Origin of the sequence: Sphingomonas sp. Leaf32 (assembly GCF_001421765.1) — a bacterium.
In the GTDB taxonomy this organism is placed as follows: domain Bacteria; phylum Pseudomonadota; class Alphaproteobacteria; order Sphingomonadales; family Sphingomonadaceae; genus Sphingomonas.
This window is the reverse complement of sequence record NZ_LMLA01000002.1, coordinates 16802-42537: the sequence shown is the minus strand read 5'-3', so window position 1 is coordinate 42537 and position 25736 is coordinate 16802. Positions and strand designations below refer to the sequence as shown.

The 25736-nt window shown below is 65.0% G+C and carries 30 protein-coding genes and 1 tRNA gene; 15 read left to right on the top strand and 16 right to left on the bottom strand.

Annotated elements, in window-relative coordinates; genetic code table 11:
- The first annotated feature begins 10 nt into the window (after positions 1–10).
- Genes ASE83_RS18770 through ASE83_RS05595 form a run of 3 tightly spaced genes read left to right on the top strand, consistent with a single transcriptional unit; the run spans position 11 to position 2548 of the window.
- The gene (locus ASE83_RS18770) at positions 11–151 is read left to right on the top strand and encodes a hypothetical protein (RefSeq protein WP_200921821.1); all 141 of its coding nucleotides are present in this window, start codon (positions 11–13) and stop codon (positions 149–151) included.
- Positions 144–1496 (top strand): DUF5935 domain-containing protein, encoded by a 1353-nt coding sequence (locus ASE83_RS05600; protein WP_055785090.1) that lies wholly within the window; start codon positions 144–146, stop codon positions 1494–1496. The genes ASE83_RS18770 and ASE83_RS05600 overlap by 8 nt, the downstream gene beginning before the upstream one ends.
- Positions 1454–2548 carry an acyltransferase family protein gene (locus ASE83_RS05595; protein ID WP_235513087.1) on the top strand — a complete coding sequence of 365 codons (1095 nt, stop codon included), beginning with the start codon at positions 1454–1456 and terminating at the stop codon, positions 2546–2548. Before ASE83_RS05600 ends, ASE83_RS05595 begins: the two co-directional genes overlap by 43 nt.
- A gap of 285 nt (positions 2549–2833) precedes the next feature.
- Here the strand turns inward: ASE83_RS05595 and ASE83_RS05590 are convergent, their stop codons facing one another.
- Positions 2834–3388, bottom strand: coding sequence for a type 1 glutamine amidotransferase domain-containing protein (locus ASE83_RS05590; RefSeq protein ID WP_055785084.1), 555 nt, complete (start codon positions 3386–3388; stop codon positions 2834–2836).
- 110 nt (positions 3389–3498) lie between these two features.
- On the opposite strand from ASE83_RS05590, the gene ASE83_RS05585 reads away from it, so the two are divergent.
- From ASE83_RS05585 to ASE83_RS05570, 4 genes are all read left to right on the top strand, one after another.
- Positions 3499–4527 (top strand): DNA topoisomerase IB, encoded by a 1029-nt coding sequence (locus ASE83_RS05585; protein ID WP_055785081.1) that lies wholly within the window; start codon positions 3499–3501, stop codon positions 4525–4527.
- A gap of 9 nt (positions 4528–4536) precedes the next feature.
- The gene (locus ASE83_RS05580; protein ID WP_082443136.1) at positions 4537–5691 is read left to right on the top strand and encodes a mechanosensitive ion channel family protein; all 1155 of its coding nucleotides are present in this window, start codon (positions 4537–4539) and stop codon (positions 5689–5691) included.
- A gap of 152 nt (positions 5692–5843) precedes the next feature.
- On the top strand, positions 5844–6275 hold the full coding sequence (locus ASE83_RS05575; protein WP_082443149.1) for a MaoC family dehydratase: 432 nt from the start codon (positions 5844–5846) through the stop codon (positions 6273–6275).
- A 17-nt stretch (positions 6276–6292) separates the two neighbouring features.
- The gene (locus ASE83_RS05570; protein WP_055785074.1) at positions 6293–7471 is read left to right on the top strand and encodes an acetyl-CoA C-acyltransferase; all 1179 of its coding nucleotides are present in this window, start codon (positions 6293–6295) and stop codon (positions 7469–7471) included.
- A gap of 62 nt (positions 7472–7533) precedes the next feature.
- On the opposite strand, the gene ASE83_RS05565 is transcribed toward ASE83_RS05570, so the two are convergent.
- On the bottom strand, positions 7534–8622 hold the full coding sequence (locus ASE83_RS05565) for a branched-chain amino acid aminotransferase (RefSeq protein WP_055785072.1): 1089 nt from the start codon (positions 8620–8622) through the stop codon (positions 7534–7536).
- Positions 8623–8707: 85 nt separating this feature from the next.
- Between ASE83_RS05565 and ASE83_RS05560 the strand changes: the two genes are divergently transcribed.
- Entirely contained in the window at positions 8708–9181 is a 474-nt protein-coding gene (locus tag ASE83_RS05560) for a MarR family winged helix-turn-helix transcriptional regulator (protein WP_235513085.1), read from the top strand.
- Here the strand turns inward: ASE83_RS05560 and proC are convergent.
- From proC to ASE83_RS05535, 5 genes are all read right to left on the bottom strand, one after another.
- Positions 9178–9984 carry a pyrroline-5-carboxylate reductase gene (proC, locus tag ASE83_RS05555; RefSeq protein ID WP_055785070.1) on the bottom strand — a complete coding sequence of 269 codons (807 nt, stop codon included), beginning with the start codon at positions 9982–9984 and terminating at the stop codon, positions 9178–9180. The genes ASE83_RS05560 and proC overlap by 4 nt on opposite strands.
- Positions 9981–10481 carry a YbjN domain-containing protein gene (locus ASE83_RS05550; RefSeq protein ID WP_055785067.1) on the bottom strand — a complete coding sequence of 167 codons (501 nt, stop codon included), beginning with the start codon at positions 10479–10481 and terminating at the stop codon, positions 9981–9983. The genes proC and ASE83_RS05550 overlap by 4 nt, the downstream gene beginning before the upstream one ends.
- A gap of 66 nt (positions 10482–10547) precedes the next feature.
- Entirely contained in the window at positions 10548–10856 is a 309-nt protein-coding gene (locus tag ASE83_RS05545; RefSeq protein ID WP_055785299.1) for an accessory factor UbiK family protein, read from the bottom strand.
- Between the two features lie 46 nt (positions 10857–10902).
- Positions 10903–11457 carry a TspO/MBR family protein gene (locus ASE83_RS05540; RefSeq protein ID WP_055785296.1) on the bottom strand — a complete coding sequence of 185 codons (555 nt, stop codon included), beginning with the start codon at positions 11455–11457 and terminating at the stop codon, positions 10903–10905.
- Between the two features lie 39 nt (positions 11458–11496).
- A complete protein-coding gene (locus ASE83_RS05535; RefSeq protein WP_055785064.1) occupies positions 11497–12285 on the bottom strand; it encodes a TlyA family RNA methyltransferase in 789 nt (262 codons plus the stop codon).
- Between the two features lie 179 nt (positions 12286–12464).
- Between ASE83_RS05535 and ASE83_RS05530 the strand changes: the two genes are divergently transcribed.
- A complete protein-coding gene (locus ASE83_RS05530; RefSeq protein WP_055785061.1) occupies positions 12465–13133 on the top strand; it encodes an RBBP9/YdeN family alpha/beta hydrolase in 669 nt (222 codons plus the stop codon).
- Between the two features lie 46 nt (positions 13134–13179).
- On the opposite strand, the gene ASE83_RS05525 is transcribed toward ASE83_RS05530, so the two are convergent.
- The 7 genes from ASE83_RS05525 to ASE83_RS05495 form a co-directional block, all read right to left on the bottom strand.
- Positions 13180–13581 carry a hypothetical protein gene (locus tag ASE83_RS05525; RefSeq protein WP_055785059.1) on the bottom strand — a complete coding sequence of 134 codons (402 nt, stop codon included), beginning with the start codon at positions 13579–13581 and terminating at the stop codon, positions 13180–13182.
- Positions 13578–15500, bottom strand: a complete 1923-nt coding sequence (gene dxs / locus ASE83_RS05520; protein WP_055785056.1) for a 1-deoxy-D-xylulose-5-phosphate synthase — start codon at positions 15498–15500, stop codon at positions 13578–13580. The genes ASE83_RS05525 and dxs overlap by 4 nt, the downstream gene beginning before the upstream one ends.
- 86 nt (positions 15501–15586) lie before the next feature.
- Positions 15587–16048, bottom strand: a complete 462-nt coding sequence (locus ASE83_RS05515) for a Fur family transcriptional regulator (protein ID WP_055785054.1) — start codon at positions 16046–16048, stop codon at positions 15587–15589.
- A gap of 40 nt (positions 16049–16088) precedes the next feature.
- Positions 16089–16469: a MerC domain-containing protein gene (locus ASE83_RS05510; protein WP_055785051.1), complete on the bottom strand. Its 381-nt coding sequence runs from the start codon at positions 16467–16469 to the stop codon at positions 16089–16091.
- 292 nt (positions 16470–16761) lie between these two features.
- Complete coding sequence (locus ASE83_RS05505; protein ID WP_055785048.1) at positions 16762–17028, bottom strand: UvrB/UvrC motif-containing protein; 267 nt, start codon at positions 17026–17028, stop codon at positions 16762–16764.
- A 31-nt stretch (positions 17029–17059) separates the two neighbouring features.
- On the bottom strand, positions 17060–17377 hold the full coding sequence (locus ASE83_RS05500) for a DUF2218 domain-containing protein (protein WP_055785045.1): 318 nt from the start codon (positions 17375–17377) through the stop codon (positions 17060–17062).
- Entirely contained in the window at positions 17374–17913 is a 540-nt protein-coding gene (locus tag ASE83_RS05495) for a PadR family transcriptional regulator (protein ID WP_055785293.1), read from the bottom strand. The genes ASE83_RS05500 and ASE83_RS05495 overlap by 4 nt, the downstream gene beginning before the upstream one ends.
- Before the next feature lie 97 nt (positions 17914–18010).
- On the opposite strand from ASE83_RS05495, the gene ASE83_RS05490 reads away from it, so the two are divergent.
- From ASE83_RS05490 to ASE83_RS05475, 4 genes are all read left to right on the top strand, one after another.
- On the top strand, positions 18011–19318 hold the full coding sequence (locus ASE83_RS05490; RefSeq protein ID WP_055785042.1) for a replication-associated recombination protein A: 1308 nt from the start codon (positions 18011–18013) through the stop codon (positions 19316–19318).
- The gene (locus tag ASE83_RS05485; protein ID WP_055785039.1) at positions 19315–19656 is read left to right on the top strand and encodes a hypothetical protein; all 342 of its coding nucleotides are present in this window, start codon (positions 19315–19317) and stop codon (positions 19654–19656) included. Before ASE83_RS05490 ends, ASE83_RS05485 begins: the two co-directional genes overlap by 4 nt.
- Positions 19656–20519 carry a hypothetical protein gene (locus ASE83_RS05480; RefSeq protein ID WP_055785290.1) on the top strand — a complete coding sequence of 288 codons (864 nt, stop codon included), beginning with the start codon at positions 19656–19658 and terminating at the stop codon, positions 20517–20519. The genes ASE83_RS05485 and ASE83_RS05480 overlap by 1 nt, the downstream gene beginning before the upstream one ends.
- A 42-nt stretch (positions 20520–20561) precedes the next feature.
- Positions 20562–20635: transfer RNA gene (locus ASE83_RS05475), tRNA-Thr, on the top strand.
- Positions 20636–20763: 128 nt separating this feature from the next.
- Here ASE83_RS05475 and ASE83_RS05470 read toward each other — a convergent pair.
- Positions 20764–22062: a cation:proton antiporter gene (locus ASE83_RS05470; RefSeq protein WP_055785036.1), complete on the bottom strand. Its 1299-nt coding sequence runs from the start codon at positions 22060–22062 to the stop codon at positions 20764–20766.
- A 137-nt stretch (positions 22063–22199) separates the two neighbouring features.
- On the opposite strand from ASE83_RS05470, the gene ASE83_RS05465 reads away from it, so the two are divergent.
- Positions 22200–23582, top strand: coding sequence for a methyl-accepting chemotaxis protein (locus tag ASE83_RS05465; RefSeq protein ID WP_082443134.1), 1383 nt, complete (start codon positions 22200–22202; stop codon positions 23580–23582).
- A 33-nt stretch (positions 23583–23615) separates the two neighbouring features.
- Here the strand turns inward: ASE83_RS05465 and ASE83_RS05460 are convergent, their stop codons facing one another.
- A complete protein-coding gene (locus ASE83_RS05460; protein ID WP_082443133.1) occupies positions 23616–23870 on the bottom strand; it encodes a helix-turn-helix domain-containing protein in 255 nt (84 codons plus the stop codon).
- A gap of 755 nt (positions 23871–24625) precedes the next feature.
- On the opposite strand from ASE83_RS05460, the gene ASE83_RS18070 reads away from it, so the two are divergent.
- Entirely contained in the window at positions 24626–25471 is an 846-nt protein-coding gene (locus tag ASE83_RS18070; protein WP_082443132.1) for a DUF3800 domain-containing protein, read from the top strand.
- Positions 25472–25736: the final 265 nt, after the last annotated feature.

Here is a 25736-nt window from a genome sequence, read left to right as displayed (position 1 = left end):
TCCCGCGCCGATGATCGACAATTTCTCGCTGGGGCTGACCCACCTGCTAATGCTGATCGCGGCATGGCGGTTGCTGCGGCGGCCGGACCTCGACGATGAGCGGGTGCGCGACGATGCCCCGCGCAAAGGGCGGGATCGCTTCGGTGCGTGACCTCGTCTTCGTCGCCTTTCTGGGATTGTTGTTCGCGGCCGGGTTTCGCAAGCCGTTCGTGTTCATACTGACCTATGTCTATATCGACATCGTCTCGCCCCAGCGGCTGACCTATATCCTGCTCAATTCGATCCCGATCTCGCTGATCGCCTGCGGGCTGGCGGTCCTCGCGTGGGTCGCGGTCGATGACAAGCGCGACACGCGGATGGCGCCGCGCCAGTTCCTGATGCTGGCGCTCCTGCTCTATTGTTTCTGGACGACCAAGACCGCCGATTTCCCGGTCGAGGCGCAGTTCAAATGGGAATGGGTGTGGAAGGCGCTGGCCTTCGCCATCTTCCTGCCGCTGACGCTCAGGACCAAACTGCGCATCGAGTCGCTGCTGCTGTTCATGGTACTGTCGGCGGCGTCGATCATCATCGTCGGCGGGATCAAGACGCTGGGATCGGGCGGCGGCTATGGCGAACTCAACCTGATGGTGTCGAACAACGCCGGCCTGTACGAAGGGTCGACCATCTCGACCGTCGCCATCGCGATCATTCCGCTGATCCTGTGGTTCAGCAAGTTCGGGACGGTGTTCGCTCCCGACTGGCGGGTGCGCGCCTTCTGCTACGCCCTCATCTTCTCCTGCCTGCTGATCCCGGTCGGCACGTCGACGCGGACGGGACTGCTGTGCATCGTCCTGCTGGGCGTGCTGATGCTGCGCGACGTCAAGCGGCGGCTGACCTATCTGGCATTGGCCGGCGCGGCGGGACTGATGGCGGTGCCGTTCCTGCCGTCCGCCTTCACCCAGCGAATGGAGACGATCGGGACGTACCAGTCCGACGCGTCGGCATCGACGCGCCTTGCGGTGTGGATGTGGACGCTCGATTACGTGAAGCAGAACCCGTTCGGCGGGGGCTTCGTCGCCTATCTGCAAAACCGCATCCGCTATGAAAAGGTCGCGATGGTCGGCGAAGCGGGCAACCGGACGGTCGAGCGCAGCCTCGAGGTCGATGCCGGGCGCGCCTATCATTCCGCCTATTTCGAGATGCTGGGCGAACAGGGCTATCCGGGGCTGCTGATCTGGCTGGCGATCAACCTGGGCGGGCTGTTCCGGATGGAGGTGCTGCGGCGGCGCTATGCCAAGGCGGGCGAAGAGGACGCATGGGTCGTGCCGCTGGCCGCCGCGCTACAGAATGGGCACGTCGTCTATCTGTTCGGCGCGAACTTCGTGGCGATCGCGTTCCAGCCGTTCGTCTTCATGCTGATCGGCGCGCAGATCGGCCTCGACACCTATCTGGCGCGCAAGCGGGCCGATCAGGCATGGCAACCGATCCAGCGGAAGAAGGGGGCGGTGACCGCATGAACGAACTGAAGGCGCTGACCGGTGCGCGCGGCCTTGCCGCCTGGTGGGTGGTACTGTTCCACCTCCGCGGGTCGATGGCGGAGATGCATCCGGCGGTCGAATCGGCGATCGCCAAGGGGTATCTGGCGGTCGACTTCTTCTTCCTCCTGTCGGGCTTCGTGATCTGGCTGTCATGGGGGAAACGCTTTGCCGAAGGCGGCCTTCCGGTCGCCGGACGGTTCCTGTGGAAGCGGATGGCGCGCATCTGGCCGCTGCACCTGTTCGTACTCGCCTGCGCGGTGGCGCTGGCGGTCGTGCTGGCGGCAACCGGGCGCAATATCGACCGGTTCCCCTTCGCCGAACTGCCGCTGCATGTCGTGCTGCTGCAAAGCTGGGGGTTGGTCGATCCGCTGAAATGGAACGACCCGGCCTGGTCGATCTCCGCCGAATCCGCCGCCTATCTGCTCTTCCCGCTGCTGGCGGTGGCGATCGACTGGCGCAAGCTGCCGAGCATCGCGCTGATCGGTTTCGTCGCGATCCTGTTGTTCGGCCTGCTCCCATTGGCGGGACAGGACGGGTTGGGCAGCGACCTGCAACGCTTCGCCGTCATCCGCTGCGTGATCCAGTTCGCGGCGGGTACCGCGATCGGCGCGCTGTGGTTGCGGTGGCAGGGGCGTGACCGCGTCGCGGTGATCGCGGCCGTCCTGGCGGTCTTGCTGGCTGCGGCGTGGGGGACGAAGCTGCTGTCGGAGGCGCGTTCGCTGCCGGCTGCACTGGCGTGTCTGTTGCTCGCGGCGGGAATCACGTCGAACCGGCGCGGCAATCCGTTGGAGTGGTGGCCGATCTATCGATTGGGTGAGATCAGCTATGCGACCTATCTCGGCCACTTCCTGCTGTGGTTCGTGTTCAAGCTCGTACTGGTCGAGGATGCGACGAATGCGCCGATATGGGTGCTGGGGCTGTATGTCATCGCGGTGATCGGGTCGTCGGAACTACTGTATCGCGGGGTGGAGCGGCCGGCGCAGAACTGGTTGAACCGGGTCGGGGATCGGCGGCGGGTGGCGGTGGCTTAGTTCTCACTACCTGGTCACCCCGGACTTGATCCGGGGTCCCGCTTTCTACCGACCGTCGAAGAGAAGAAGCGGACCCCCGGGTCAAGCCCGGGGTAACGAGTGGGCGAACACGGTTTTCGATCGATCACGTCGCCCCAGCGAAGGCTGGGGCCTCCTGCGGCGAGAAGAGTGCTCCATTACCGGGAGATCCCAGCCTGCGCTGGGATGACGCCGGTGGATAGCTGGGACGACATGTTCGGGTACGATATGGAGGCGGGCCTTTGCGATCCGCCCGCCCCCTTCCCTTCACGCCTCGGCCAGTTCCTCCTGCAGCGCTTCGATGATCGCCTTGGAAAACGCAGGAATGTCGTCGGGCTTGCGGCTGGTGATGAGGTTGCCGTCGATCACTACCTCTTCGTCGACCACTTCGGCACCGGCATTTTCCAGATCGGTGCGTACCGACGGCCAGCCGGTGACGCGGCGACCGTCGACCACGTCCGCCTCGACCAGCAGCCACGGCGCATGGCAGATGGCAGCGACGATCTTGTCGTCGTCCATGAATTCGCTGACGATCTCGACCGCGCGTTCCTGGATACGCAGCGCATCGGGATTGCCCACCCCGCCGGGGAGCAGCAGCATGTCGAACTCCTCGGTATCGACCGCATCGAGCGTCAGGTCGGGGGTGATCGTCCGCGCCTTTTCGCTGTCGTTGACGACGCCCTGGATCGGATCGGTCTTGATCGAGGCGAGCGTCACGACGGCACCGGCATCCAGCAGCGCCTGACGGGGCAAGAACAGTTCGGATTCCTCGAACCCGTCGGTGGCGAGGATCAGCACGCGGGCATTGGCGAGGTCGGCCATGGGAAAGTCTCCTGTGCGGGGTGGTCCCGTCGTAACCGGTCGCCCCGGTGCCGGTTCCGGAACGAAGCGACGAGCCGAACATTGATCGGGACATTCGCAGGGACAGCCCGATGGAACCAGCCGACGACGAACCCCCCTGCCCCGCCGGCTGCGTCTTTTCCGATTGCGAGGCGCCGGGCATCACGCGGCGCAAGCTGACGCGTGGCTGGGGCTATTATGACGCGGACGGCGACCGCATCACCGACCGCGACGAGATCGATCGGCTGAACGCCGTCGGCTTGCCGCCCGCCTATCGCGACGCGTGGTTCTGTCCCGACCCCATCGGCCATATCCAGGCGATCGGCTGGGACGAAAAGGGTCGCAAGCAGTATCGCTACCACGCCGATTTCCGCGCGGCACAGGAAAGCGCGAAATATGATCGCTGCGCCGCATTCGGCCACGCGCTACCGAAACTGCGCGCGCAGGTAGAATGCGACCTCGCCAAGCGCGCGCTGTCGCGCGATCGGGCGGTGGCGGCGGTGGTGCGGCTGCTCGATCTGGGGCGGGTGCGCGTCGGGAACGAAGGCTATGCGCGGGTCAACAAGAGCTTCGGCGCGACGACGCTGCGCAGGCGGCACGCGAAGCTGACCGGTACGAAGCTGAAGCTGCAATATCGTGCCAAGTCGGGCAAGATGCGGGTGCTGACCATCACCGACCGATCGCTCGCCAGTTTCGTGCGCAAATGTCAGGATCTGCCGGGGCAGCACCTGTTCCGCTGGGTCGATGCCGAGGGGGAGACGCATCCGGTCACCTCCGGCGACGTCAACGCCTATATCCGCGCGGCGATGGGCGGCGACTTCACCGCCAAGCATTTCCGGACCTGGGGGGCAAGCGTACTGGCCTTCGCCACGCTGGCCGAGGCGGATGCGGACATCAGCCTGAAGACGATGCTGGGGCCGGTGGTCGACGCGCTGGGCAACACGCCCGCCATCGCGCGCAAATCCTATGTCCATCCGCTGCTGATCGATCTGGTCAAGGACGGGCAGAGCGCCTTTCGTGACACGCTGCGCCTGCCGCGCACCGCCAAATATCTCAGCCGCCACGAACGCGGGCTGATCGCGCTGCTGGAGGCGCAGGACAGCCTCCCCGCCGCTGCCTGAAAGGACGTCATGCGTATGAAGAATAGCGCGTCGCCCGTCGCGACCGTCGAACGGGGCTTCAACGCCGATCAGGCGCAGGCGCAGGCGCGGCTGCTGTTGCAGGACGGGGCGCGGTGGATCGCGGACAACTGGTTGCAGGTGCTGGTGGCGATCGGCGCCGGCGCGCTGGTCGTCGTCGCGCTGCTGCTGCTGCGCCGCTGGGGCATGAAGCTGGCGCAAGACAATCGCGCCGGATGGGGCAGCGTGGCAGGTCGCGCGATCGGGCGGACCGGGCTGTTCTTCATGGTGATGCTGGCCGCCAAGCTGGTCGATGGCTATGCCAGCGCGCCGCCGATGGTGACCGCGACGATCGAGTTCCTGTTCACCGTCGCCGCCGTGTTCCAGGCGGCGATCTGGGCGCGCGAGGTCATCCTTGGCGCGGTCGAGCGGCGCACGGCGAGCGACAGCTATCATGGCGAGGCGCTGGCATCGGCGATGGGGCTGATCCGGTTGCTGGTGACGTTCGCGTTGTTCGCCATCGCGCTGATCGTCGTGCTCGACAATCTGGGGGTGAACGTCACCGGGCTGGTCGCGGGGCTGGGTGTCGGCGGCATCGCCATCGGCCTGGCGGCACAGGGCATCTTCGCCGACCTGTTCGCCGCGCTGTCGATCATCTTCGACAAGCCGTTCCGGCGCGGCGACAATGTAAGCTACGACCAGACCAACGGATCGATCGCCGAAATCGGGCTGAAATCGACGCGCATCCGGTCGGTGACCGGCGAAGAGCGGATCATTTCGAACAAGAACCTGCTCGACAAGGAAATCACCAACAACACCCGCCGCGCCCATCGCCGCGCGTCATTCGTGATCGGCGTCACCTATCAGACCGATGCAGAAACCTGCGCTCGCTTGCCCGCGATCCTGCGCGAGGTCGTGGAGGCCGAAGACCGGGTGTTCGTGCGCTGCGGCCTGATCGGGTTCGGCGCGTCGAGCATCGATTTCGAGTTGCTGTTCGATTCGGCCGGTGCGGATTACGCTGCCTTCTATGACGGTAGGACTGCGGTGGGTGTCGCGATCCTGCGGCGGTTCGCGGCGGAGGGCATCGAGATCGCCTACCCAACGCAGGTCAATCTGACCGCGCGTGCGGATGGAACGATCGTCGACCCGCCATCGCCACATTCGTAGCACTTTGAATATCGGGTTTGTACCAGCCCTCCTTGCCGACAGCCATTTCGGAATTTCTGGTGCGCGACCGCTTGGCGACGCGCAACGCCTTGGCTATGATCGCCCGACAGGAACGGGAGAGGATGCCGGTGGCCGAGATGACGGCGCAGGAGATGGCGAAGCGGGTCGGCACCGTCTGGCGGTCCGACTGGATCGTGCTGGACCAAACGACGATCAATGCCTTCGCCAGTGCGACCGGCGACCATCAGTTCATCCATGTCGACTCGGTCGCCGCCGCCGCAACCCCGTTCGGCGGCACGATCGCGCATGGCTTCCTGCTGTTGTCGCTGATGCCGAAGCTGTCGGCGATGAGCGACCAGCCCCGGATCGCCCCCATGCGGATGGAGGTCAATTACGGCGGCAACCGTACCCGCTTCCTGTCCCCCGTCCGGTCGGGTTCGCGCATCCGGGGCCGCTTCACGCTGTTGGCGATGGAGGAAAAGCGCCCCGGCCAGTGGCAGCAGACGACCGAATATGCCGTCGAGGTCGATGGCACGGATAAACCCGCGCTGATCGCCGAATGGATCAGCCAGATCTTCACCTGAACGCCCGAGGAATCTCCATGCGCTCTGCCGTCATCGTATCGACCGCCCGCACGCCCATCGGCCGCGCCTATCGCGGGGCGTTCAACAACCTGCCCGCGCCGACACTCGCCGCGCATTCGATCCGCGCCGCCGTCGAACGCGCCGGGATCGAGGGCGCGGAGGTTGACGATGTGCTGCTGGGCGCGGCCCTGCAACAGGGGCATCAGGCGAACAACATCGCCCGGAACGCGGCTCTCCGCGCCGGGCTGCCGATCAGCGTGTCGGGCATGTCGATCGACCGGCAATGCGCCAGCGGGCTGATGGCGATCGCCACCGCCGCCAAGCAGATCGTCCACGACCGGATGGATATCTGCGTGGCCGGCGGCGTGGAATCGATCAGCCTGGTGCAGACGCCGCAGATGCGGGTCGCACCCGACCCCGAATTGCTGGCGATGCACGGCGACATCTACATGCCGATGCTCCAGACCGCCGAGATCGTCGCACAGCGTTACGGCATTTCGCGCGAACGGCAGGACGCCTATGCGCTCCAGTCGCAGCAGCGCACCGCCGCCGCCCAGGCCGCCGGGCTGTTCGATGCCGAACTGATCCCCGTTACCGCGACGATGAACGTCGTCGACAAGGCGACGAAGGAAGTGTCGCAGAACGAAGTGACACTGACCAGGGACGAGGGAAACCGCGCCGACACGACGATCGAGGGGCTACGGGCGTTGAAACCCGTCCTCGGCGAACAGGCGGTCATCACCGCCGGCAATGCCAGCCAGTTGTCGGACGGATCGTCGGCCTGCGTGCTGATGGAGGAATCGATCGCCGCCGCGCGCGGACTGCGACCGCTTGGCCGCTATGTCGGTATGGCGGTAGCGGGCACCAAACCCGATGAGATGGGGATCGGTCCGGTCTATGCGGTGCCGAAGCTGCTCGAACGGTTCGGCCTCAGCGTCGACGATATCGGCCTATGGGAACTGAACGAGGCGTTCGCGGTGCAGGTGCTACAATGCCAGGACGTGCTGGGCATTCCCAACGACCGGCTGAACGTCAATGGCGGCGCGATCTCGATCGGCCATCCCTACGGCATGTCGGGCGCGCGGATGACGGGCCACGCGCTGATCGAGGGCAAGCGTCGCGGGGTGAAGCATGTCGTCGTGACGATGTGCGTCGGCGGCGGCATGGGCGCGGCCGGGTTGTTCGAAGTGCTGTGAGGGCAAAGGGTAGCCCGTCATCCCGGCGCAGGCCGGGATGACGGCCCGGATAAAGGCCTGCCTTATCCGATCCGCTGCATCCAGCCGTGCGGGTCGTTGCTGCGCCCGCGTTGGATATCGGTCAGTTGCTTCAGCAACGCCTGCGTCCGCTCGCCGGGCTGGCCGTCGCCAATCTGGAAGCTGAAGTCCGCCGACGACACCTTGCCGATCGGCGTAACCACTGCCGCCGTGCCACAGGCGAAGGCTTCCACCAGACGGCCGCTGGCAGCATCCGCCTGCCACTGGTCGATCGAATAGCGTTCCTCGCGCACCGTGATCCCCTGATCGCGGGCCAGCGTCAGGATCGAATCGCGGGTGATACCGGGCAGGATCGTACCGGTCAGCGGCGGGGTGAGCATCGTGCCGTCGTCGAACACGAAGAAGATGTTCATGCCGCCCAGTTCCTCAACCCAGCGACGTTCGGTCGCATCGAGGAAAACGACCTGATCGCAACCCTGCCGGATCGCTTCCGACTGGGCGAGCAGGCTGGCGGCATAGTTTCCGCCGCACTTGGCGTCGCCGGTGCCGCCGGGGGCGGCGCGGGTGAACTCCTTCGATACCCATAGCGACACGCTCTTTGCCCCGCCCGGCCAGTAATTGCCGACCGCCGACGCGATGACGCAGTAGAGATATTCGGCCGACGGCTTCACGCCGAGGAAGGTTTCCGACGCGATCATGAACGGGCGGAGATACAGCGCGCTGCCCTCCCCCGCCGGAATCCAGTCGCGCTCGGCCAGCGTCAGTTCGCGACACGACGCGACGAACAGGTCATCGGGCAGTTCCGCCATGGCGAGGCGGTGAGCCGAACGGCGGAAGCGTGCGGCATTCTGTTCAGCACGGAACAGCGCGACGCCCCCATCGGGCAGCGTATACGCCTTCAGCCCTTCGAAGATTTCCTGCGCATAGTGCAGCACGGCAGCCGCCGGGTCCATGATGATCGGCGCCCGCGCGGTAATCTTCGCGTCGTGCCAGCCCTTGTCCTCCGACCAGCGCATCGTCGCCATATGGTCGGTAAAGACGCGTCCGAAACCCGGATTCACGATCCGCGCGGCCCGTTCGCTCGCCGCGACCGGGGTCGCATGGGGTTCGAAGGCGAAGCTCGGCTGCGTCATGGCGTCCTCATGGATGAATGCTTGCGGTGAGGTAGGCCGGATGGCACAAATGGTCAACATGACTGCCCCATCTTCCGCGCAACCCATGACCGCCTCCGCCCTGTTCCTGCGCGAGGCCGAAGTGCGCCGCGGGATCGAGCTGCTCTATTTCGGCTATAGTCACCTGACGCGCAGCATCGATGAAGAACTGGCTGCACAGAATCTGGGCCGGGCGCACCACCGCGCGCTGTATTTCATCGCGCGCCGCCCCGATCTGTCGGTCAGCGAACTGTTGCGGCTTCTCGCGATCACGAAACAGTCACTGGGCCGGGTGCTGAACGACCTGTCGGCGCGCGGGCTGGTGGAAAGCCGCGCGGGCGATCGCGATGCGCGGCAGCGGCTGCTGAAGCTGACGCCCGAGGGGCAGGCGCTGGAGTCGCGACTGTACGAGATGCTGAACGCGAAGCTGTCACGCGCCTATTCGGGTGCGGGGCAGGATGCGGTCAGCGGCTTCTGGGCCGTGCTGGAAGGTCTGATCCCGGCGGGCGACAAGGCGGCGGTAGCGGCGTTAGGGCGTTAGCTCCGCGCCGCAGCCGCCATTTCGGCATTGCGCCGCTCTGACGCAACCAGCGTCGCCGCCAGCAGCCGCTTGAGCGCATCGCCTTCGTCCAGCACGTTCAACCCCTGCCGCGTCGATCCGCCGGGGCTGGCGACCCGGTCGGCGAGTGCCGCGGGCGACGCGTCCGATCCGGCGGCCATCGTCGCCGAGCCTTGCACCGTGGCGGTGGCGAGGCGCTGCGCCTGATCGGCGGGCAGGCCGAGTGCGGCACCGGCGGAGGCCAGCGCGTCGATGAAGCGGAACACGAACCCCGGCCCGCAACCCGACAACGCGGTGACGGCATCGAACAGCGCCGCATCGTCGATCCACTCGACCAACCCGAGCGGTGCCATCAGCGCAGCGGCCGTCGCACGGGCAGCCACGTCCGGCCCATGCGAATGCAGCGCCACGACCCCCTGCCCGATCGCAACCGGGAGGTTTGGCATGGCGCGAACGATCGTACCGGCGTCGAACCGCCGCGAGAGCGCCGCGTCCTCGACCCCCGCGAGGATCGAGACCAGCAGCGGCACGCCGGCGATCCGCGGCGCGAGATCAGGCGCGACGGAATCGAGTTGTTGCGGCTTGATCGCCAGCACGACGATCGCTGGGGAGCCACCCTGCGGGATCGTCGTCGCATGGGTCACGCCCGCCGGCACGTCGCGCGGGGAACGGGTGACGACGGTGATCGCGCCCGGATCGACGCCATCGGCGATCCATCGCTCCAGCATCGCGCCGCCCATATTGCCGCAGCCGATCAGCCACAGCGTTCCGGGCAGCGCAGTCATGCCTCGCCCTGCGTCTCGATCATCGACGCAGCGATCGCTTCCTTGGGCGACTTGCCGCCCCACAGCACGAACTGGAAGACGGGATAGAAACGTTCGCATTCGTCGATCGCGGCGTCGATCATCATCTCGGCCTGGTCGATGGTCAGCACCGGCTCCTCCGGCAGCATCGCGGCATGGCGATAGAGCAGGATGCCGCTGGACGACCAAAGTTCGAAATGGCCGATCCACAGCTGTTCGTTGATAAGACCGATCGTTTCATAGATCGCCGCGCGCCGTTCGTCGGCAACGCGAACGTCGGGCAGTGCGAGGAATTGCAGCACGCCGTCCTCGCCCCGCCAGATCGCGCGCAGTTCGAACTCGGTCCAGCTACCCTTCACATGCGCGACGATCTCATCGCCGTCGCGTTCATGTTTCCATCCATGTGCGGCGAAATAGCGCTCCAGCGTATCGATCGGTACGGCGTCGTCGCCGTCATCTTCAACTTCGTCCAACATCATCCCCACGTCTTTAACCGCTCGCGTGCCCGTCGTCACGCGTCGCGGCGTGGGACCCGGGACAGCGGATCAGAGCGCGCCTTCGCCAGCGCCGGGACTGTCGGCCGGTTCGCGGTCGAGCGGTTGCGCGGCGGGGGCAACCTTGCCGTCCAGCGCATCGAGCCGGGCACGCAGCGCATCGGCTTCGTCGCGGGCGGCGACGGCCATGGCCTTCACCACCTCGAATTCGTCGCGGCTGACGAAATCCATGCCGCCGAGAAACGTCTTGGCCCGCTCGCGCGCGGCGGCCTCGCCCTCACGCGCCATGCCGGCGATGGTGCCGGCCGCGCCGTTCACGAACTTGGCGAAATCGTCGAACAGGCGATTGTCGGATTGCATGGAAAATCCTTCCGGTGGGTCGGGCGCCATTCGGCCCGCCCCTTCTCTAAAGCGTGATTTGGGTGGAATGGGCCGGCGGCACAAGGGCTTCTGCATTGGGATTACGCCGGTCGATCTGCCAGTTGAGCGCCGAGGCGATCACCAGCCACACCAGATACGGCACCAGCAGCCACGCCGCGAGCTGCCTGATGCGGCCAAAGGCGAAGGTGGTGGCAAGCGCGGTGAAGAACAGCGCGACGATCAGGTACAGCGCCAACGTCACCTGATGCGCGCCGAAGAACAGCGGCGACCAGACGAGGTTCATCGCCAGTTGCGCGACGAAAAGGACAATGGCGCCCCCACGCCCGCGCGCGCCGCGCGCGTTGAGCACGACCGCCAGCGCAAAGCCCAGCATCACATACAGGATCGTCCACACGACCGGAAACGCCCAGTCGGGCGGCCGGATCGCCGGCAGGTCCAGCATCCGATACCAACCGTTCGCATCCCCTGCGACGACCAACTGTCCCGAAGTGAAGCCCAGCAGCAGGATCAACGGCACGCACACCACAGCGCGCCGCAGAAAACCCGATCGCAATTGCCACTTCGACGCGATCTCGTTCATCCCGCCCCCCAGCACCGGCCGCGCCCGCTGCGCCGCCGTTCAGGGCGCATTGCTTGCTGTGTGCAGTGCATCATTGCAAGCCAAACCCGGTGATTCGGGCGCATGGGCGCCGATCAGAAACTCGATATTGCCCTCGGGACCGGTGATCGGGCTGGGATCGACCCCTTCGACCCGCCAGCCGAGGCCGCCCAGCCAGTCCGCTACCTCTTCGCATACGCGCGTATGGACTGCGGCGTCGCGCACCACGCCGCCCTTGCCGACCTCCTGGCGCCCTGCCTCGAACTGCGGCTTGATGAGCGCAAGCAACCGGCCGCCGGGCTTCACGAAACCGAGCGGCACCGCCAGCACCTTTGCCAGCGCAATGAAGCTCGCATCGCACACGACCAGATCGACCGGTTCGGGGATATGCGCCTCGGTCAGCAGACGCGCGCTTAGTTGTTCGTGGACGATGACACGCGGGTCCTGCCGCAGCTTCCACGCCAGTTGGTTGGTACCGCTGTCAACCGCATAGACCCGCGCCGCGCCGCGCGTCAGCAGCACGTCGGTAAACCCGCCGGTCGAAGATCCGACATCGATCGCGACCGCACCGGCCACGTCCCAGCCGAAATGGTCGAGACCATGCGCCAGCTTGATCCCACCGCGCGAGACCCACGGATGATCGCGCCCGCGCACGTCGAGCGTAGCGTCGGACGCGAGTTGCTGCCCCGGCTTGTCCACTTTGCGGTCGCCGACGAACACCAGCCCCGCCATGATGAGCGCCTGCGCCCGCGTCCGGCTTTCGGCCAGACCGCGATCGACGAGCATCTGGTCCGCACGTTGCTTTGCCATGGCCCCGCATGGCGCGGCTTTCCGCCCGTCGCAACCCTTGATCGACTGGTCGATTGGCTATTGCCTATCTTTTAAGTAGGAATACATTGAACACAGGAAGCCGCCCGGACCCGATCCCTGTCCCTAAGCCTGGCCGGCGGCTTCCACCCTGTTGGACCATGACGCGCAGGAGTGTGACGATGGCACAGTTTTCGACTCCCCCGACCGGCCTGCCCACGGTGCTGACCGTTCCCGGCCTGAACGGGTCCGGTCCGTCGCATTGGCAGACGCTGTGGGAGCAATCGCGCCCAGATACCGCGAGGGTCGAACTGGGGCTATGGTCGCGGCCGTTGCGCAACGCGTGGGTCACGAAGCTGGATCAGGCGATCCGGCAGGCGCAGGCCCCGGTGGTGCTGGCGGCGCATTCGCTCGGCTGTCTTGCGGTCGCATGGTGGGCGCAATTGTCGGGACAGCCCTATGGCTGGCCGGTGGCGGGCGCGCTGCTGGTGGCACCGGCCGATGTCGATCGCTCGGGCGCGCCGGTGGAGTTGCAGGGATTCGCGCCAACGCCGCGCTTCGCCCTGCCCTTCCCCTCGCTGGTCGTCGCATCGACCGATGATCCATGGGTGTCGATCGAGCGCGCGCATTCGATGGCGGTCGATTGGGGCAGCCATTTCGTCGATGCCGGCGCGCAGGGGCATCTGAACGCCGCCAGCGGCATTGGCTGGTGGGAAGAGGGTCAGGAATTGCTCGACCGGGTGATTGCCGCTTCGGGCGACGGGCATGGCCATGTCCGCCTGCCCAGCGACGCGCGATCGGTGCTGGCTGTGAACGCGACCGAAGCAGCGCAGGGGCAGTTCCTGCGGTGACGGCGACGAAATGAAACGTCACTCCGGAATTGATCCGGGGTGACGACTAAGCAACCGACTGGAGATACACGGCGAGGTCCCGGACATCCCTCATCGGCGGCAGTTCGACTGGATCGGCGGGGGTCGGCATCGTCAGCCCCAGCCGCTCCCACGCTGCCTCGACCAGATCGGCGACCTCTTCATCATCGATCATCAGGAAGCGGGCGAAATTGTCGTCGGGATGCGGTACGATGCCCTCTCCGTAATACGGCGCAACCAGTTCGCGGGTCAGAACGGCGATAGCCGGCGACACGCCGTTATCGGCCACCATCGCGTCGAAATCCGCGTCGCTCCACCCGGCGCGATACGCCTTGGCCGCGCGAAACTGTCGCCACATCCGCCAGTTGAACCAGGCGAGCGCAAGCACCGCCAGCGCGATGATCGCCGCCGCCTTCTGCCCGCCGGTCATGCGCGGACTTCGGTCGCTCCGCTCTCGTTCCAGCGCAGCGCCTGCAACACCGTATCGACGATCTGCGGCGCGTTAAGGCCGGCTTCGTCATACTGCTTCTGCGGGCTGTCCTGATCCTGGAACGTATCGGGCAGGCGCATCGTGCGCAGCTTCAGACCGGCGTCGGTCAGGCCGGTGTCGCTCGCGAAGGTCAGCACATGCGCGCCAAGGCCGCCGACCGATCCCTCTTCGACGGTCACCGCGACCTCATGGCTCGTCAGCAAGCGGCGGATCAGCGCTTCGTCGAGCGGCTTGGCGAAACGCAGATCGGCGACCGTCGTCGACAGCCCCTTGGCCTCCAGCGCGTCGGCGGCCTTCAGCGCCTCCTCCAACCGGGTACCAAGCGACAGGATCGCGACCTTGTGCCCTTCGCGGACCAGACGCCCCTTGCCGATCTCCAGCTTCTGCGGAACCTCGGGCAGCGCCACGCCGGTGCCGCCCCCGCGCGGATAGCGGACCGCGATCGGGCCGGCGTCATATTCGGCGGCGGTATAGGTCATGTGGACCAACTCGGCCTCATCCGCCGCCGCCATCACCACCATATTGGGCAAGGTGGCGAGATAAGTCACATCAAAGCTGCCCGCATGGGTCGCGCCGTCCGCGCCGACCAGCCCGGCACGGTCGATCGCAAAGCGCACCGGCAGGTTCTGAATACAAACGTCGTGCACGACCTGATCGTAGGCGCGTTGCAGGAAGGTCGAATAGATCGCGCAGAACGGCCGCATTCCCTGCGCCGCCAGACCGGCGGCGAAGGTAACGGCGTGCTGTTCGGCGATGCCGACGTCGAAGAAGCGATCACCATGTTCCTTGGCAAACCGATCCAACCCGGTGCCCGACGGCATTGCGGCGGTGATCGCGCAGATGCGGCTGTCGGTGTCGGCCAGCTTGCTGAGCGTATGGCCGAACACATTTTGATATTGCGGCGGCCCGGCGGGGGCCTTGACCTGCGTACCGGTGATGACGTCGAATTTCTGGACGCCATGATATTTGTCGGCCGCCGCCTCGGCCGGGGCATAGCCCTTGCCCTTCTTCGTCACGACATGGACCAGGATCGGGCCTTCCTCGGCATCGCGGACATTTTCGAGGACGGGGATCAGATGGTCGAGATTGTGGCCGTCGATCGGGCCGACATAATAAAAGCCCAGTTCCTCGAACAAGGTCCCGCCGGTCGCCATGCCGCGGGCGAATTCGTCGGTCTTGCGCGCGGCGGTGTGCAGCGGGCGCGGCAGCTTGCGCGCGATCTTCTTGAACGCCTCGCGCAGGCCGAGGAACTCGCGGCTCGATACGATACGCGACAGATAGGCCGACAGCCCGCCGACCGGCGGCGCGATCGACATGTCGTTGTCGTTCAGGATCACGACCAGTCGGTTGCCGGCATGTTCGGCGTTGTTCATCGCCTCATAGGCCATGCCGGCCGACATCGCACCGTCACCGATCACGGCGATGCCCTTGCCCGGCGTGCCGGCGATCTTGTTTGCGACGGCGAAGCCCAGCGCGGCCGAGATCGAGGTCGAGCTGTGCGCCGCGCCGAACGGGTCGTATTCGCTCTCGGACCGCTTGGTGAAGCCCGACAGGCCCCCGCCCTGGCGCAGCGTGCGGATACGATCGCGCCGGCCGGTCAGGATCTTGTGCGGATAGCATTGGTGGCCGACGTCCCACACCAGCCGGTCGGCCGGGGTGTCGAACACATAATGGATTGCGACGGTCAGTTCGACGACACCGAGACCCGAGCCGAGATGCCCGCCGGTCGTACCGACCGCGCTGATCGTTTCCTGCCGCAGTTCGTCGGCGAGTTGCCGCAGGTCCCCGGGGGCCAGCTTGCGAAGGTCGGCGGGCGTCTGAACGGTATCGAGCAGCGGCGTGCTAAGTGGATCGGCCATCGGGCCTGACTAGCGCAGGTGGAACCGACTGTCGATTGCCGGCGCGTGCGTGTTCGGACAAACCACGCCTATGCTTCGGGAAAGGTTCAGTTCTGGTCGCAATCTGCACAGGTTCCGCGCACTTCGATCACCGGCCGCACCGGTTTGAATCCTGCCCCGGACGCTGCGGCACGGACGGTCTTGGTGATCTTGTCGTCATCGATATGCGTCGTCTGTCCGCATTGGTCGCAGACGAGAAAGATGCAGTCGTGGATGCAGTCGGGATGGGTGTTCGCCAGATAGGCATTGGCGCTCTCGACCCGCCGCGCGAGGTTGGCGTTCACGAACAGGTCGAGGATGCGATACACGCTGTTGGGCGCGACGCGACGCCCCTGCGCCTTCGATACGGCATCGGCGATGTCATAGGCGGAGGCGGGTTTGTCGAACGAGGCCAGCACGTCGAAGATGCTGGCCCGCATGGCGGTCCACTGTTCGCCGGCACGGATCAGCGCAGCCTCGGCCGCCTTGTTCCACGCGGCCCCATGATGTTCGTGATGTTCGTGCGCCATGTGAGCGAGATAAGCGCGCGACGCCCAAGCGGCAAGGCGGTCAGCAACCGGACCGGCGGTTCAGGTGGTGGCCCAGCGCCAGCAAACCGACGCCGGTGAGCGTCGCGATCGCTTCCGGCACGCCATGCGGCAGGGTCAGCGCCAGCGCCATGATGCCCAGCCCCGCCCCGCCGATCAGCGTCGGCAGCTTGCGTCCGTGCCGCATATACCCCGCCCCCAAGGCAAAGGTGCCGAGCAGCACGGCCAGCAGCAGGCCGATCTCGTGGATCGCCGGATGCAGCAGCGTGCCGCCGACCGATGCGAGCAGCGCCATCACGGCAATGGTCGTGACGCAGTGCACCGCACACAGGCCGGACAACAGGATGCCGAACCGATCGAGTCGGCCTTCATGCAACCAGGAACGGGCGGCGGTGCTGCGCATCGCCACCCTATGCCCCGGTTTGCGCGAAGTTACAACATATCGCTTCATGGTTCGACTAACGCAGTCGGCGTCACGGGGTTCGATCGGGACAAGAAATTAGGACCGATCGACATTCGTCCTCGGAGAACTGGGTCACACCCATATTCTCGTCTCGTCGGCGGCGGTGAATACCGATCGTACCTATCGCGCGATGACACCAAGTAGAGCCGTTCGTGCTGAGTAGGGACTGAGCTTGTCGAAGGCCCGTATCGAAGCACATGCCCCGTTCCTTCAATACGCCGCTTCGACACGCTCAGCGCTTGCGCGTCACCATCAGGTCCGGCTTCTTGGGCGGGGTCCAGCCGGCCGGCGGCTCGACACGCTGTCGGCTGGTGCCCAGCCCCATCGCGCCGGGTTGCTGGCGCGTCAGTCCGGCCGTGTCGGCTATCTTCGCCGCATCCGCATCGGCCCCGCCGCGGAGCAGGTTGATACGGTCGCGCAGTCGCGACGCGGTTTCGAAATCCATCGCGGCGGCGGCGGCCTCCATCTGTGCACGCAGGGTGTCGATCGTCTCGGTCATACCGCTCCAACGCACGACACCCATGCACGGATCATTGCCAGTCGAAGGGCAATGGCGCCTCGCGAAACGCGAAGCGGTCGAGATGCCGTGCCACCGCGCCCTTCAGCCCGTCGAGCTGTTCTTCCGACGTCGCGTCGATCCGTATGTCGAGCATCTCGGCGGCCGCATCGAACGTCACCAGAGCGTCGCCGGGATGGCTGGCACCACGGGCGTCGCGGGGGAAGACGACGGTGCCATGATCGGCGTCGAACTCGACCGTCAGGTTATGCTGCCAGTGCTTGCACAACTGCTGGAGATAGCGGCTGGCATGAGCGGTCGGCACCGCCGCGCGGGTCGTGAAATCGCTCATAGACGTTCCACCTTTTGCGCCGCTTCATCGAGGATGGCGGCGATGGCGTGGAGGGTGTCGGTGTCCACGTCCGGCCCGGCCAGCCGGTGGTGGAGCGCGGCGCGCAGATTGGCGCGGGCGCGATGGATCGGCCCGGCATCGGTCCGGGCACGGTGTTCGCCCAGTGCCGTCAGCCGCGCGAACAGGTCGCTCACCTGCTCCGCATCCTGCGCCAGTTGCGCGGTGCCCGCCTCGGTAGCGGCGAACAGCTTGCGCGCGCCTTCGCTCGCCTGCTCCTCGATCAGCCCCATGTCGGTCAGCAGCGTCAGCGTCGGATAGACTACGCCGGGGCTGGGCGCATAGGCGCCGCCGGTGCGCCCCTCGACCGCACGGATCAGGTCGTAGCCGTGGCGCGGTGCCTCCGCGATCAAGGCCAGCAGCACCAGCTTCAGTTCGTCACCGCCCAGCACCCGGCCGCGTGGCCCACCACCGTGCCGGCCACGACCACTCGGACCCGGACCACCGGTCCATGACGCATATCCCATTCCAAATCGCATTTTCATTCTCCGATATATCTTAGAAAGGACGATATATCTTGGAGTAGACGATGCAAGAGGTGTTTGGCGGTTTTTTCGCAAGCCCTATATTCGGCCCATGTCCGACCTGTTCGCCGACTTTGCCCCGCCCGTTCCGCAAGCGCCCGTCGACGGGCCGCTGGCCGATCGCCTGCGCCCGGCCACCCTTTCCGACGTCGTGGGTCAGGATCACCTGACCGGCCCGGATGGCGCGATCGGGCGGATGGTCGCGGCGGGGAAATTGTCGTCGATGATCCTGTGGGGGCCGCCCGGCACCGGCAAGACGACCATCGCCCGGCTGCTCGCCGATGCGGTGGGGCTGCGCTATGCCCAGATTTCGGCGGTTTTCTCGGGCGTCGCCGACCTCAAGAAGGTCTTCGCCGAGGCGCGCGAGCATGGCCGGCTGGGCCGCAAGACGTTATTGTTCGTGGACGAAATCCACCGGTTCAACCGCGCGCAGCAGGACGGTTTCCTGCCCTATGTCGAGGACGGCACGGTTACTTTGGTCGGCGCGACGACCGAGAACCCGTCGTTCGAACTCAACGCCGCGTTGCTCAGCCGGTCGCAGGTGCTGATCCTGCACCGGTTGGGTGCCGATGCGCTGAACGAACTGCTGGCGCGGGGCGAGGCGCTGGAGGAACGCCCCCTGCCCCTGACGGATGCGGCGCGCGCGGCGCTGGTCGCCAGTGCCGATGGCGATGGCCGCTTCCTGCTGAACCAGGCGGAGACGTTGTTTTCGATTCGACTGCCCGAACTGCTCGACCCCGCCGGGCTGTCGGCGCTGCTGCAACGGCGCGTCGCGGTCTATGACAAGGATCGGGAGGGGCATTACAACCTGATCTCCGCGCTGCATAAGTCGCTGCGCGGATCGGACCCGCAGGCCGCGCTCTATTATATGGCGCGGATGCTGACGGCGGGCGAGGAACCGCTCTACGTCCTGCGCCGGCTGACCCGCTTCGCCAGCGAGGATATCGGCCTCGCAGATCCGCAGGCGCTGGTGCAGTGCCTCGCCGCCAAGGACGCATACGACTTTCTCGGCAGTCCGGAGGGCGAGCTGGCGATCGTGCAGGCGTGCCTGTACCTCGCCACCGCGCCCAAATCGAACGCGGCGTACAAGGCGCAAAAGGCGGCGTTCAAATCCGCGCGGGAGACGGGATCGCTGATGCCGCCGCCATCGATCCTGAACGCCCCGACCCGGCTGATGAAGGACATCGGCTATGGCAAGGGCTACGCCTATGACCACGATCATCAGGACGGGTTTTCGGGCGCGAACTACTGGCCCGAGGAGATGACACCGGCGCGCTTTTACGAACCGACCGGGCGCGGGTTCGAACAGCGCATTGCCGAGCGGATGGCATGGTGGGACGAACGGCGACAGACGTCGTGAGGGACTGGGCGGCGGTCGTCGCGGGGCTTGCGCTGCCCGGCGTCGAACTCGGCAGCAGCTATGGGCAGCCCGCGCTGCGCTTTCGCAAGGGGACGCTGGCCGGCACCACCGCACCCGATCCGGGCAGCTTCGTGCTGCATGTGTCGTTGGCCGAGAAGGAAGTGCTGCTCGAAACTGATCCGGCAACCTTCTGGCAGACCGACCATTATCGCGACTGGCCGGCGATCCTCGTCCGCTACGGCACCGATGCCGGCAATCGGATCGCGTTACTGCTGGAACGGGCATGGTGGGACCGGGCGACGGTCCGCCAGCGCCGCGACCGGGGCGAGCGGCCCTGATGCGGCATTTCACCCGGTTCGCCGCGATCGACTGGTCGGGACAGGCGGTGGCGCGACCGCGGGGGCTGGCGGTGGCCGAAGCGGGTGACGGCGGACCGGCGCTCGTTGCCCGGGACGGCGGCTGGTCGCGGGACACGATACTCGACTGGCTGACCCTGCTGGCAGACGAACAAGCGGACATGCTGATCGGGCTGGACCTTTCGCCGGCCCTGCCCTTCGTCGATGCGAGCAGCTATTTTCCGGGCTGGGCGCGGTCGCCTGACGATGCCCGCGCGCTGTGGGCGATGGTCGACGCGATGGCGGCGGACGATCCGCATCTGGCGGCGACGTCGGTAGTCGACGATGCCGAATTGTCGCGCCATTTCCGTCGGCACCGCGCCTGCGGCGACCGGTTCGGGCAGGGGCGCGGCCGGCTGCGGCTGTGTGAGGAACGGCAGCGCGCGGCGGGATTCTCCCCCACCAGCTGCTTCAATCTGGTCGGCGCGGCGCAGGTCGGCAAGTCGAGCCTGACGGGGATGCGGGTGCTGCACCGGCTGGACGGCAGGATACCGGTCTGGCCGTTCGATCCGCTGCCGGCAGCGGGGCCGGTCATCGTCGAAATCTACACGACGATCGCCGCGCGGGCGGCCGGGGTCCGCGCCGGGCGGAGCAAGTTGCGCGACGCCGATCAGCTCGACACGGCGTTGGCGGTACTGGGCAGTCCGCCGCACCGGCCATCGCCGCGCTATGACGATCATGCGACCGACGCTTTGCTGACCGCCGCGTGGCTTCGCCAGGTTGCGCACGATCCAGCGCTCTGGTCGCCTCCCGAACTTTCACCGCAGGTCGCGCGGACCGAAGGCTGGACCTTCGGCGTCGTCTGAGATTGTGTTACGCCACACCGCTTGGTAAGTGGCCAGCGGTGTGCCCCGTTACGTTAATGGTAAACGGCTTCCTTTGTAACGAAGAGACGCGGGTTCGATTCCTGCACGGGGCACCAGCGGTTCCGGATAATTTCGCGCGATAACAGCGTGATACCCGATGGGCCAGCGGAGCTCTTCAGCCGTTCGTTCCCTCATTCTCGCTCGAATTAAGCCGAACAAGGGCGAAGGACCGCGACCGTTCGAATCAGCTTGCCGGTCCTTGTAAGCCAGGCGGCGGAACACCCTTCGCATTAGGATCTACCCCGCGACGTTCGTCCAGCGACCGCATAATCGGTGTAACCGTCAGACCGTGAAGCAGGACCGAGAACAGCACGATCAGCCCGACGATGGCCCACAGATGAGCGGCGTCACCGACAGGCATGTGGTTGATCCCGTACGCCAGGTAGTAGATCGAACCGACGCCGCGGATACCGAAGAAGGATAACGTGAGCTTCTCGCCCCGGTCGCCTGACCATCCGAGAAGTCCAATCCAACCGGTTAGCGGCCGCACGATCAGCAGGATCACCAGCGCCACCAAACCATCCGTCCAGGCAATCGGCGTCAGCAAACCACTCACCAACGCGCCACCGAACAGGATCAGCAGCACCATCATCGCGAGGCGCTCGATCTGCTCGGTGATCGCGTGCATCTCGTCCTGAAATTTGTGGTCGCGGTGTGCGCTTCGGAAGGTAAGCGCCGTGACGAACACGGCAAGGAAGCCGTAGACGTGGACGATCTCGGTCACGCCATAGGAAACGAACGTGGCAGCCAGTGCGATCAAGCCGTCTCCGGTTCGGGCGAGCTTCGTTTCGGCGGGGATGTGAAAGGTGAGCCAACCAAACACCCGCCCGACCAGCCAACCGCCGACAATCCCACCAACGATCTCCCAAAAGACGCGATAGGTCAGCCATTCGGCCAACCATGGCTTCCCTGCCGGCAAGGCCATTGCGAGTAAGATGGCGAGATGGACGAACGGGAATGCGGCGCCGTCGTTCAGCCCCGCCTCTGATGTCAGTCCGAAGCGCACCTCGTCCTCATCGCCGGTCTTAGGCGGCCCGACCTGCACGTCCGACGCCAGCACCGGATCCGTTGGCGCTAAGCTCGCAGCCAGCAACAGCGACACAGCGAGCGGCAGGCCCAGTGCCGCCACGCCCAGCCCGGTGATCGCGAGGATGCCGAGCGGCATCGTGATCGCCAAAAGGCGCCAAGTGATCGTCCATCGACGCCAACCGAACACACGATCGATCTTGAGGCCCGCCCCCATCAACGCGATGATGACGACGAACTCGGCGAACCGCTCGGTTATGTCAGGATACAGATACGGCAACGGACGGAGCTTCACCTGCGGGAGCAGAAAGACCGCGGCTCCGATACCGATGCACACGATCGGCAGAGACAGCGGCAACCGCTTCAGGGCCAACGGTAGCCACGCGACCAAGGCAATCAGCAAACCGGCGCCGGTCATGATCAGGATGTAGGGATCGGGGGAAAGGCTTTCCGTCATGCATCGCTAACGGCTGACGAACGAGGTTCGCCACAGAATGCTTTTCAAGCCCGGCGGCGCTACCGCTACTCGGATAGTTGATCCGGTAGCGCTTCCTTAAGCATGATTCCTTATCGTCGTATTCGAAGGGAGCCAACGTGGAACTCGATCGAACGATCGCCGAAGCCGCCCGCCGATCAGGTGAGCTGGGTATCAGAACGCTGGACTTGCAGGCCGACATATCGGAATTGGCCACCCGTGTCACAGCACAAGCCAGCACGATCGACGATCTCGGGGCGCAAACGAATATCCTCGTCGTGGACGCGAACAATGTGTCAGGCGTCGCGCAAGAATCACTGAACGCAACGACCGGGGCGAATAGCCTGCTGGCAAACTCGCAGCTTCAAATCGACACTGCGATGGGCGACGTGCTTGATCTGATTGGGCAAGTCAGCCTGATCCACGAAAGCCTCGGCGCTTTTACGGCAGCGCTAGAGGACGTCGGCAAGGTGAGCGCCACTATCGACGACATTGCCGGACAGACAAATCTCCTCGCACTCAACGCCACTATCGAAGCAGCCCGGGCGGGCGATGCCGGACGGGGCTTCGCCGTGGTGGCGAGCGAAGTGAAGAAGCTGGCGCGAGAAACAGCAACGGCAACCTCGCGGATCAGTGCATCAATCGACGCCCTAACCTCCCAGGCGGCAGCCATGCTGGCACGCGTTGATTTAGGCGTCGCGAAAGCTCGCTCAACCCACGATGGAACGCAGGACGTTAAGGCCCGCGTAGCCGAAATTCGCCTTCTCATGGACGGGCTGCAGCACAACAGCGTGACTGTGAGCGATAAGGTCGCTTCGATGGCATCAGCCGTCGACGAGGCTCGGATCGGGCTTAACCGGTTAGCGGAAACCTCGACGGACAACGCTACGGGGCTACAGCGCCTGTCCCAGCGCGTCACTTCGGTCAGTGACGATACGAACGACCTGCTACAAATGCTTGCCGACAGCGGGGCAGATATGCCGGATCGCCCTTACATCGACTTCGCCGTCGAAGCGGCCGCGCGGATGTCCCAAGGCTTAGGCCAAGTCGTCTTGAGCGGCGCGCTGAGCGAAGCCGTCCTTCTAAGCGACACTTACAGCCCCGTCGAAGGCTCAGACCCGCCGCTCTTTACTCACCCTGCCATGGCGCTAATTACGACGCTGGCGCGTCCACATCAGGAAGCTGCGCGGAAATTTCGCGGCTTCTTCGGCATGAGCTTCACCGATCGCCGCTGCTTCGGGGCGGTCGCTATGCCGGAGCGCTCCCTCCCCCAACGTCCTGGTCAGCGAGCATGGAACGAAGAACATTCTCGCGCCGGCCTGTTCTTCCATTTTCTGGACACCGCCCAGCAAGTGAAGATCACGAAACCGTTCTGCTTGAAGGCCTATCGCCGCCCTTTGGCAGACGGCGGCGTCGTTCTGCTCAAACAGGTGATCGCTTCGATCAACGTCAACGGCGCGCACTGGGGCGTCCTCCAGTTGGCCTACGAGGATCAGGGATAGTCCGACCCGTTCCAGCCGAAGGACGCCGCCCGCTCACATGTTCATTATGAGCTGCTCCGGCTTCACGTATCGCGGCGGCGGCTCGTACCCTTCGGATGCGAGACGCTGCAGCGACGCCACCTGCACGAGACGACGTCGGCCAAGCTTGATCGTTTGGATCTCACCGGCCGCCACCAGTTCGTAGAAGCGGGTCCGCCCTATGCCGAGCATGGCTAAAGCGTCGTTCACCGAGATGGTGAGAGGGGCAACAGAACGCGTGCCAGAAACAGGCACTGATGTATTAGCCATTAGGAAGCGTCCTAGCAGGGACGACCCAAAGCTGATCGGACTCTAGACGACGGGATCGTGTCGCTGGATACGGCAGAACGCAAGCCGCGATCGATGCAACTGATCGTCAAGCGCCGCTGATCGCCACGTTCTACATGCGATTGAACACAGAAAAAGGCACTCGGGCCGATCCCGTCCGAGTTACGAAAAATGCTGTTTATACAAATACTTGAAGCCAGAGCATCGGATGGGATCAAAAACAACTCGCTTGGGATCACGCCCCGACGGTCCAAAAACTGGCGGAAAACCGCCAAAAATGGCAAGCGTAGCTTGCGTAAGGTGTGTGCACGTATCCCGTTTGGATGAGCGAGCATTGGGCCAATGTCTCAGCGGCGCATGAAAACGTGTTTCGGTCATCGGTAGGGCACCGACCGCCGAAGGGCGGAACGAAGACTACCGCTAGATGAGCATGGCAACCGCCATCGGAGTTGAACGCGGCCAGCCGACCCAGACCTACCCAATCCCGCGCCCCGAGAACCACGCCGCCATCAGCGATCGCTGATGGCGATAAGACCGGGAACCAACAACGTGCGCGACGCAGCGACGCACTGGTTACTCCCCTCATTAGGTTGGCAGGCCAACGATTGCGCCGCATTGACCGCTGCTCGCGAAAGGACGCCTGCGATAGAGCGATCCGCGCGGGTATGGTCCGCGCTCAGCAGTAGAATAGAAGTCAGCGTTTGGCACTTGGTATCGGCAAGCGCTAGAACCGTCGGATGGAACTACCGACTCCGGGATATGTCGTATTCATCGACGAAGCAGGCGACCCCGGGATAAAGCAATCGGCTAACGCACCGGCGTGGACCGAATGGTTTACGTTAGGGGCAGTTGTCGTTGCCGCGCATCGCGAACCAGAGGTCCGCGAATGGATCGAGGAGATGCGAAACATCACCCGATCCCGCCAAAAACCGGATCTACACTACCGCAACCTGTCGCTAGCTAATAAGCGCCGTGTCGCACGTAAACTTGCCTCGAAGGAGGTCCGGCTTTTCGCGCTAGCTTCGCACAAAGCGAACATGCGCGGCCATAGGTCAGCTGCGTTAGGTCGCATGACCCCCGACCAGTATTACAACTGGTGCCTTCGGTTCATCTTGGAACGCGTGACGGCGTGGTGCGCTCGTCGCGCAAAAATCGACGGCGTTAGCCCAGCGATCCAAACTGTCTTTTCGGAGCGAGGGGGCCATCGTTACGCCGACTTGGTCAATTACCTAAAAAAGCTCGACTATCAGGCGCGAGCTGGCACCCTCATCCTCAACGCTCGCCGCATCGTTCCTGACGTTCTCGTGCCAGAACTCTGTGTGGTGAGGCCTCATGCGAATGTCGCAGGGTTGCAATTGGCAGACATTGTGGCGAGCGCATTCTTTCAAGCGGCCAACTCAGCTTTGCCTACCCACGAGTTATCACCTGCTCGCCTTTTAAACGACCGAATGGCGAAAGAGGGTATGAGCAGAATACACGCGAATTTCGGGCTGACACTTCTGCCGCTGCCGCATCAAGGAACGATTCCCGTCAACGAGCAAGCAATCTTCGAGTTTTATGGGTACGACTTCTCGGCGAGGTGACGGGCCCCGGCCTTCGTTCCACCAGCAGGCGGATAGGTCACCATCCTTTGGGCAACCGTCCTGCAAGTTGCCGTCACGGACGAAGCGATCAGGCTGAAGGTAGTTCCGGCGTTTCCCGTCATCACTGACTGTATGTGTCGCGCCCCGGGGGTTCAATCGCCAACGTCATCGCTGGGACTCTACTCGTCCCATTATCGAATCGCCTCGGCTCCATCTGAGGGATTTTTTCTTGTGGCGTCCTTTTGGCGCGGGTGGGCAGAAAGCT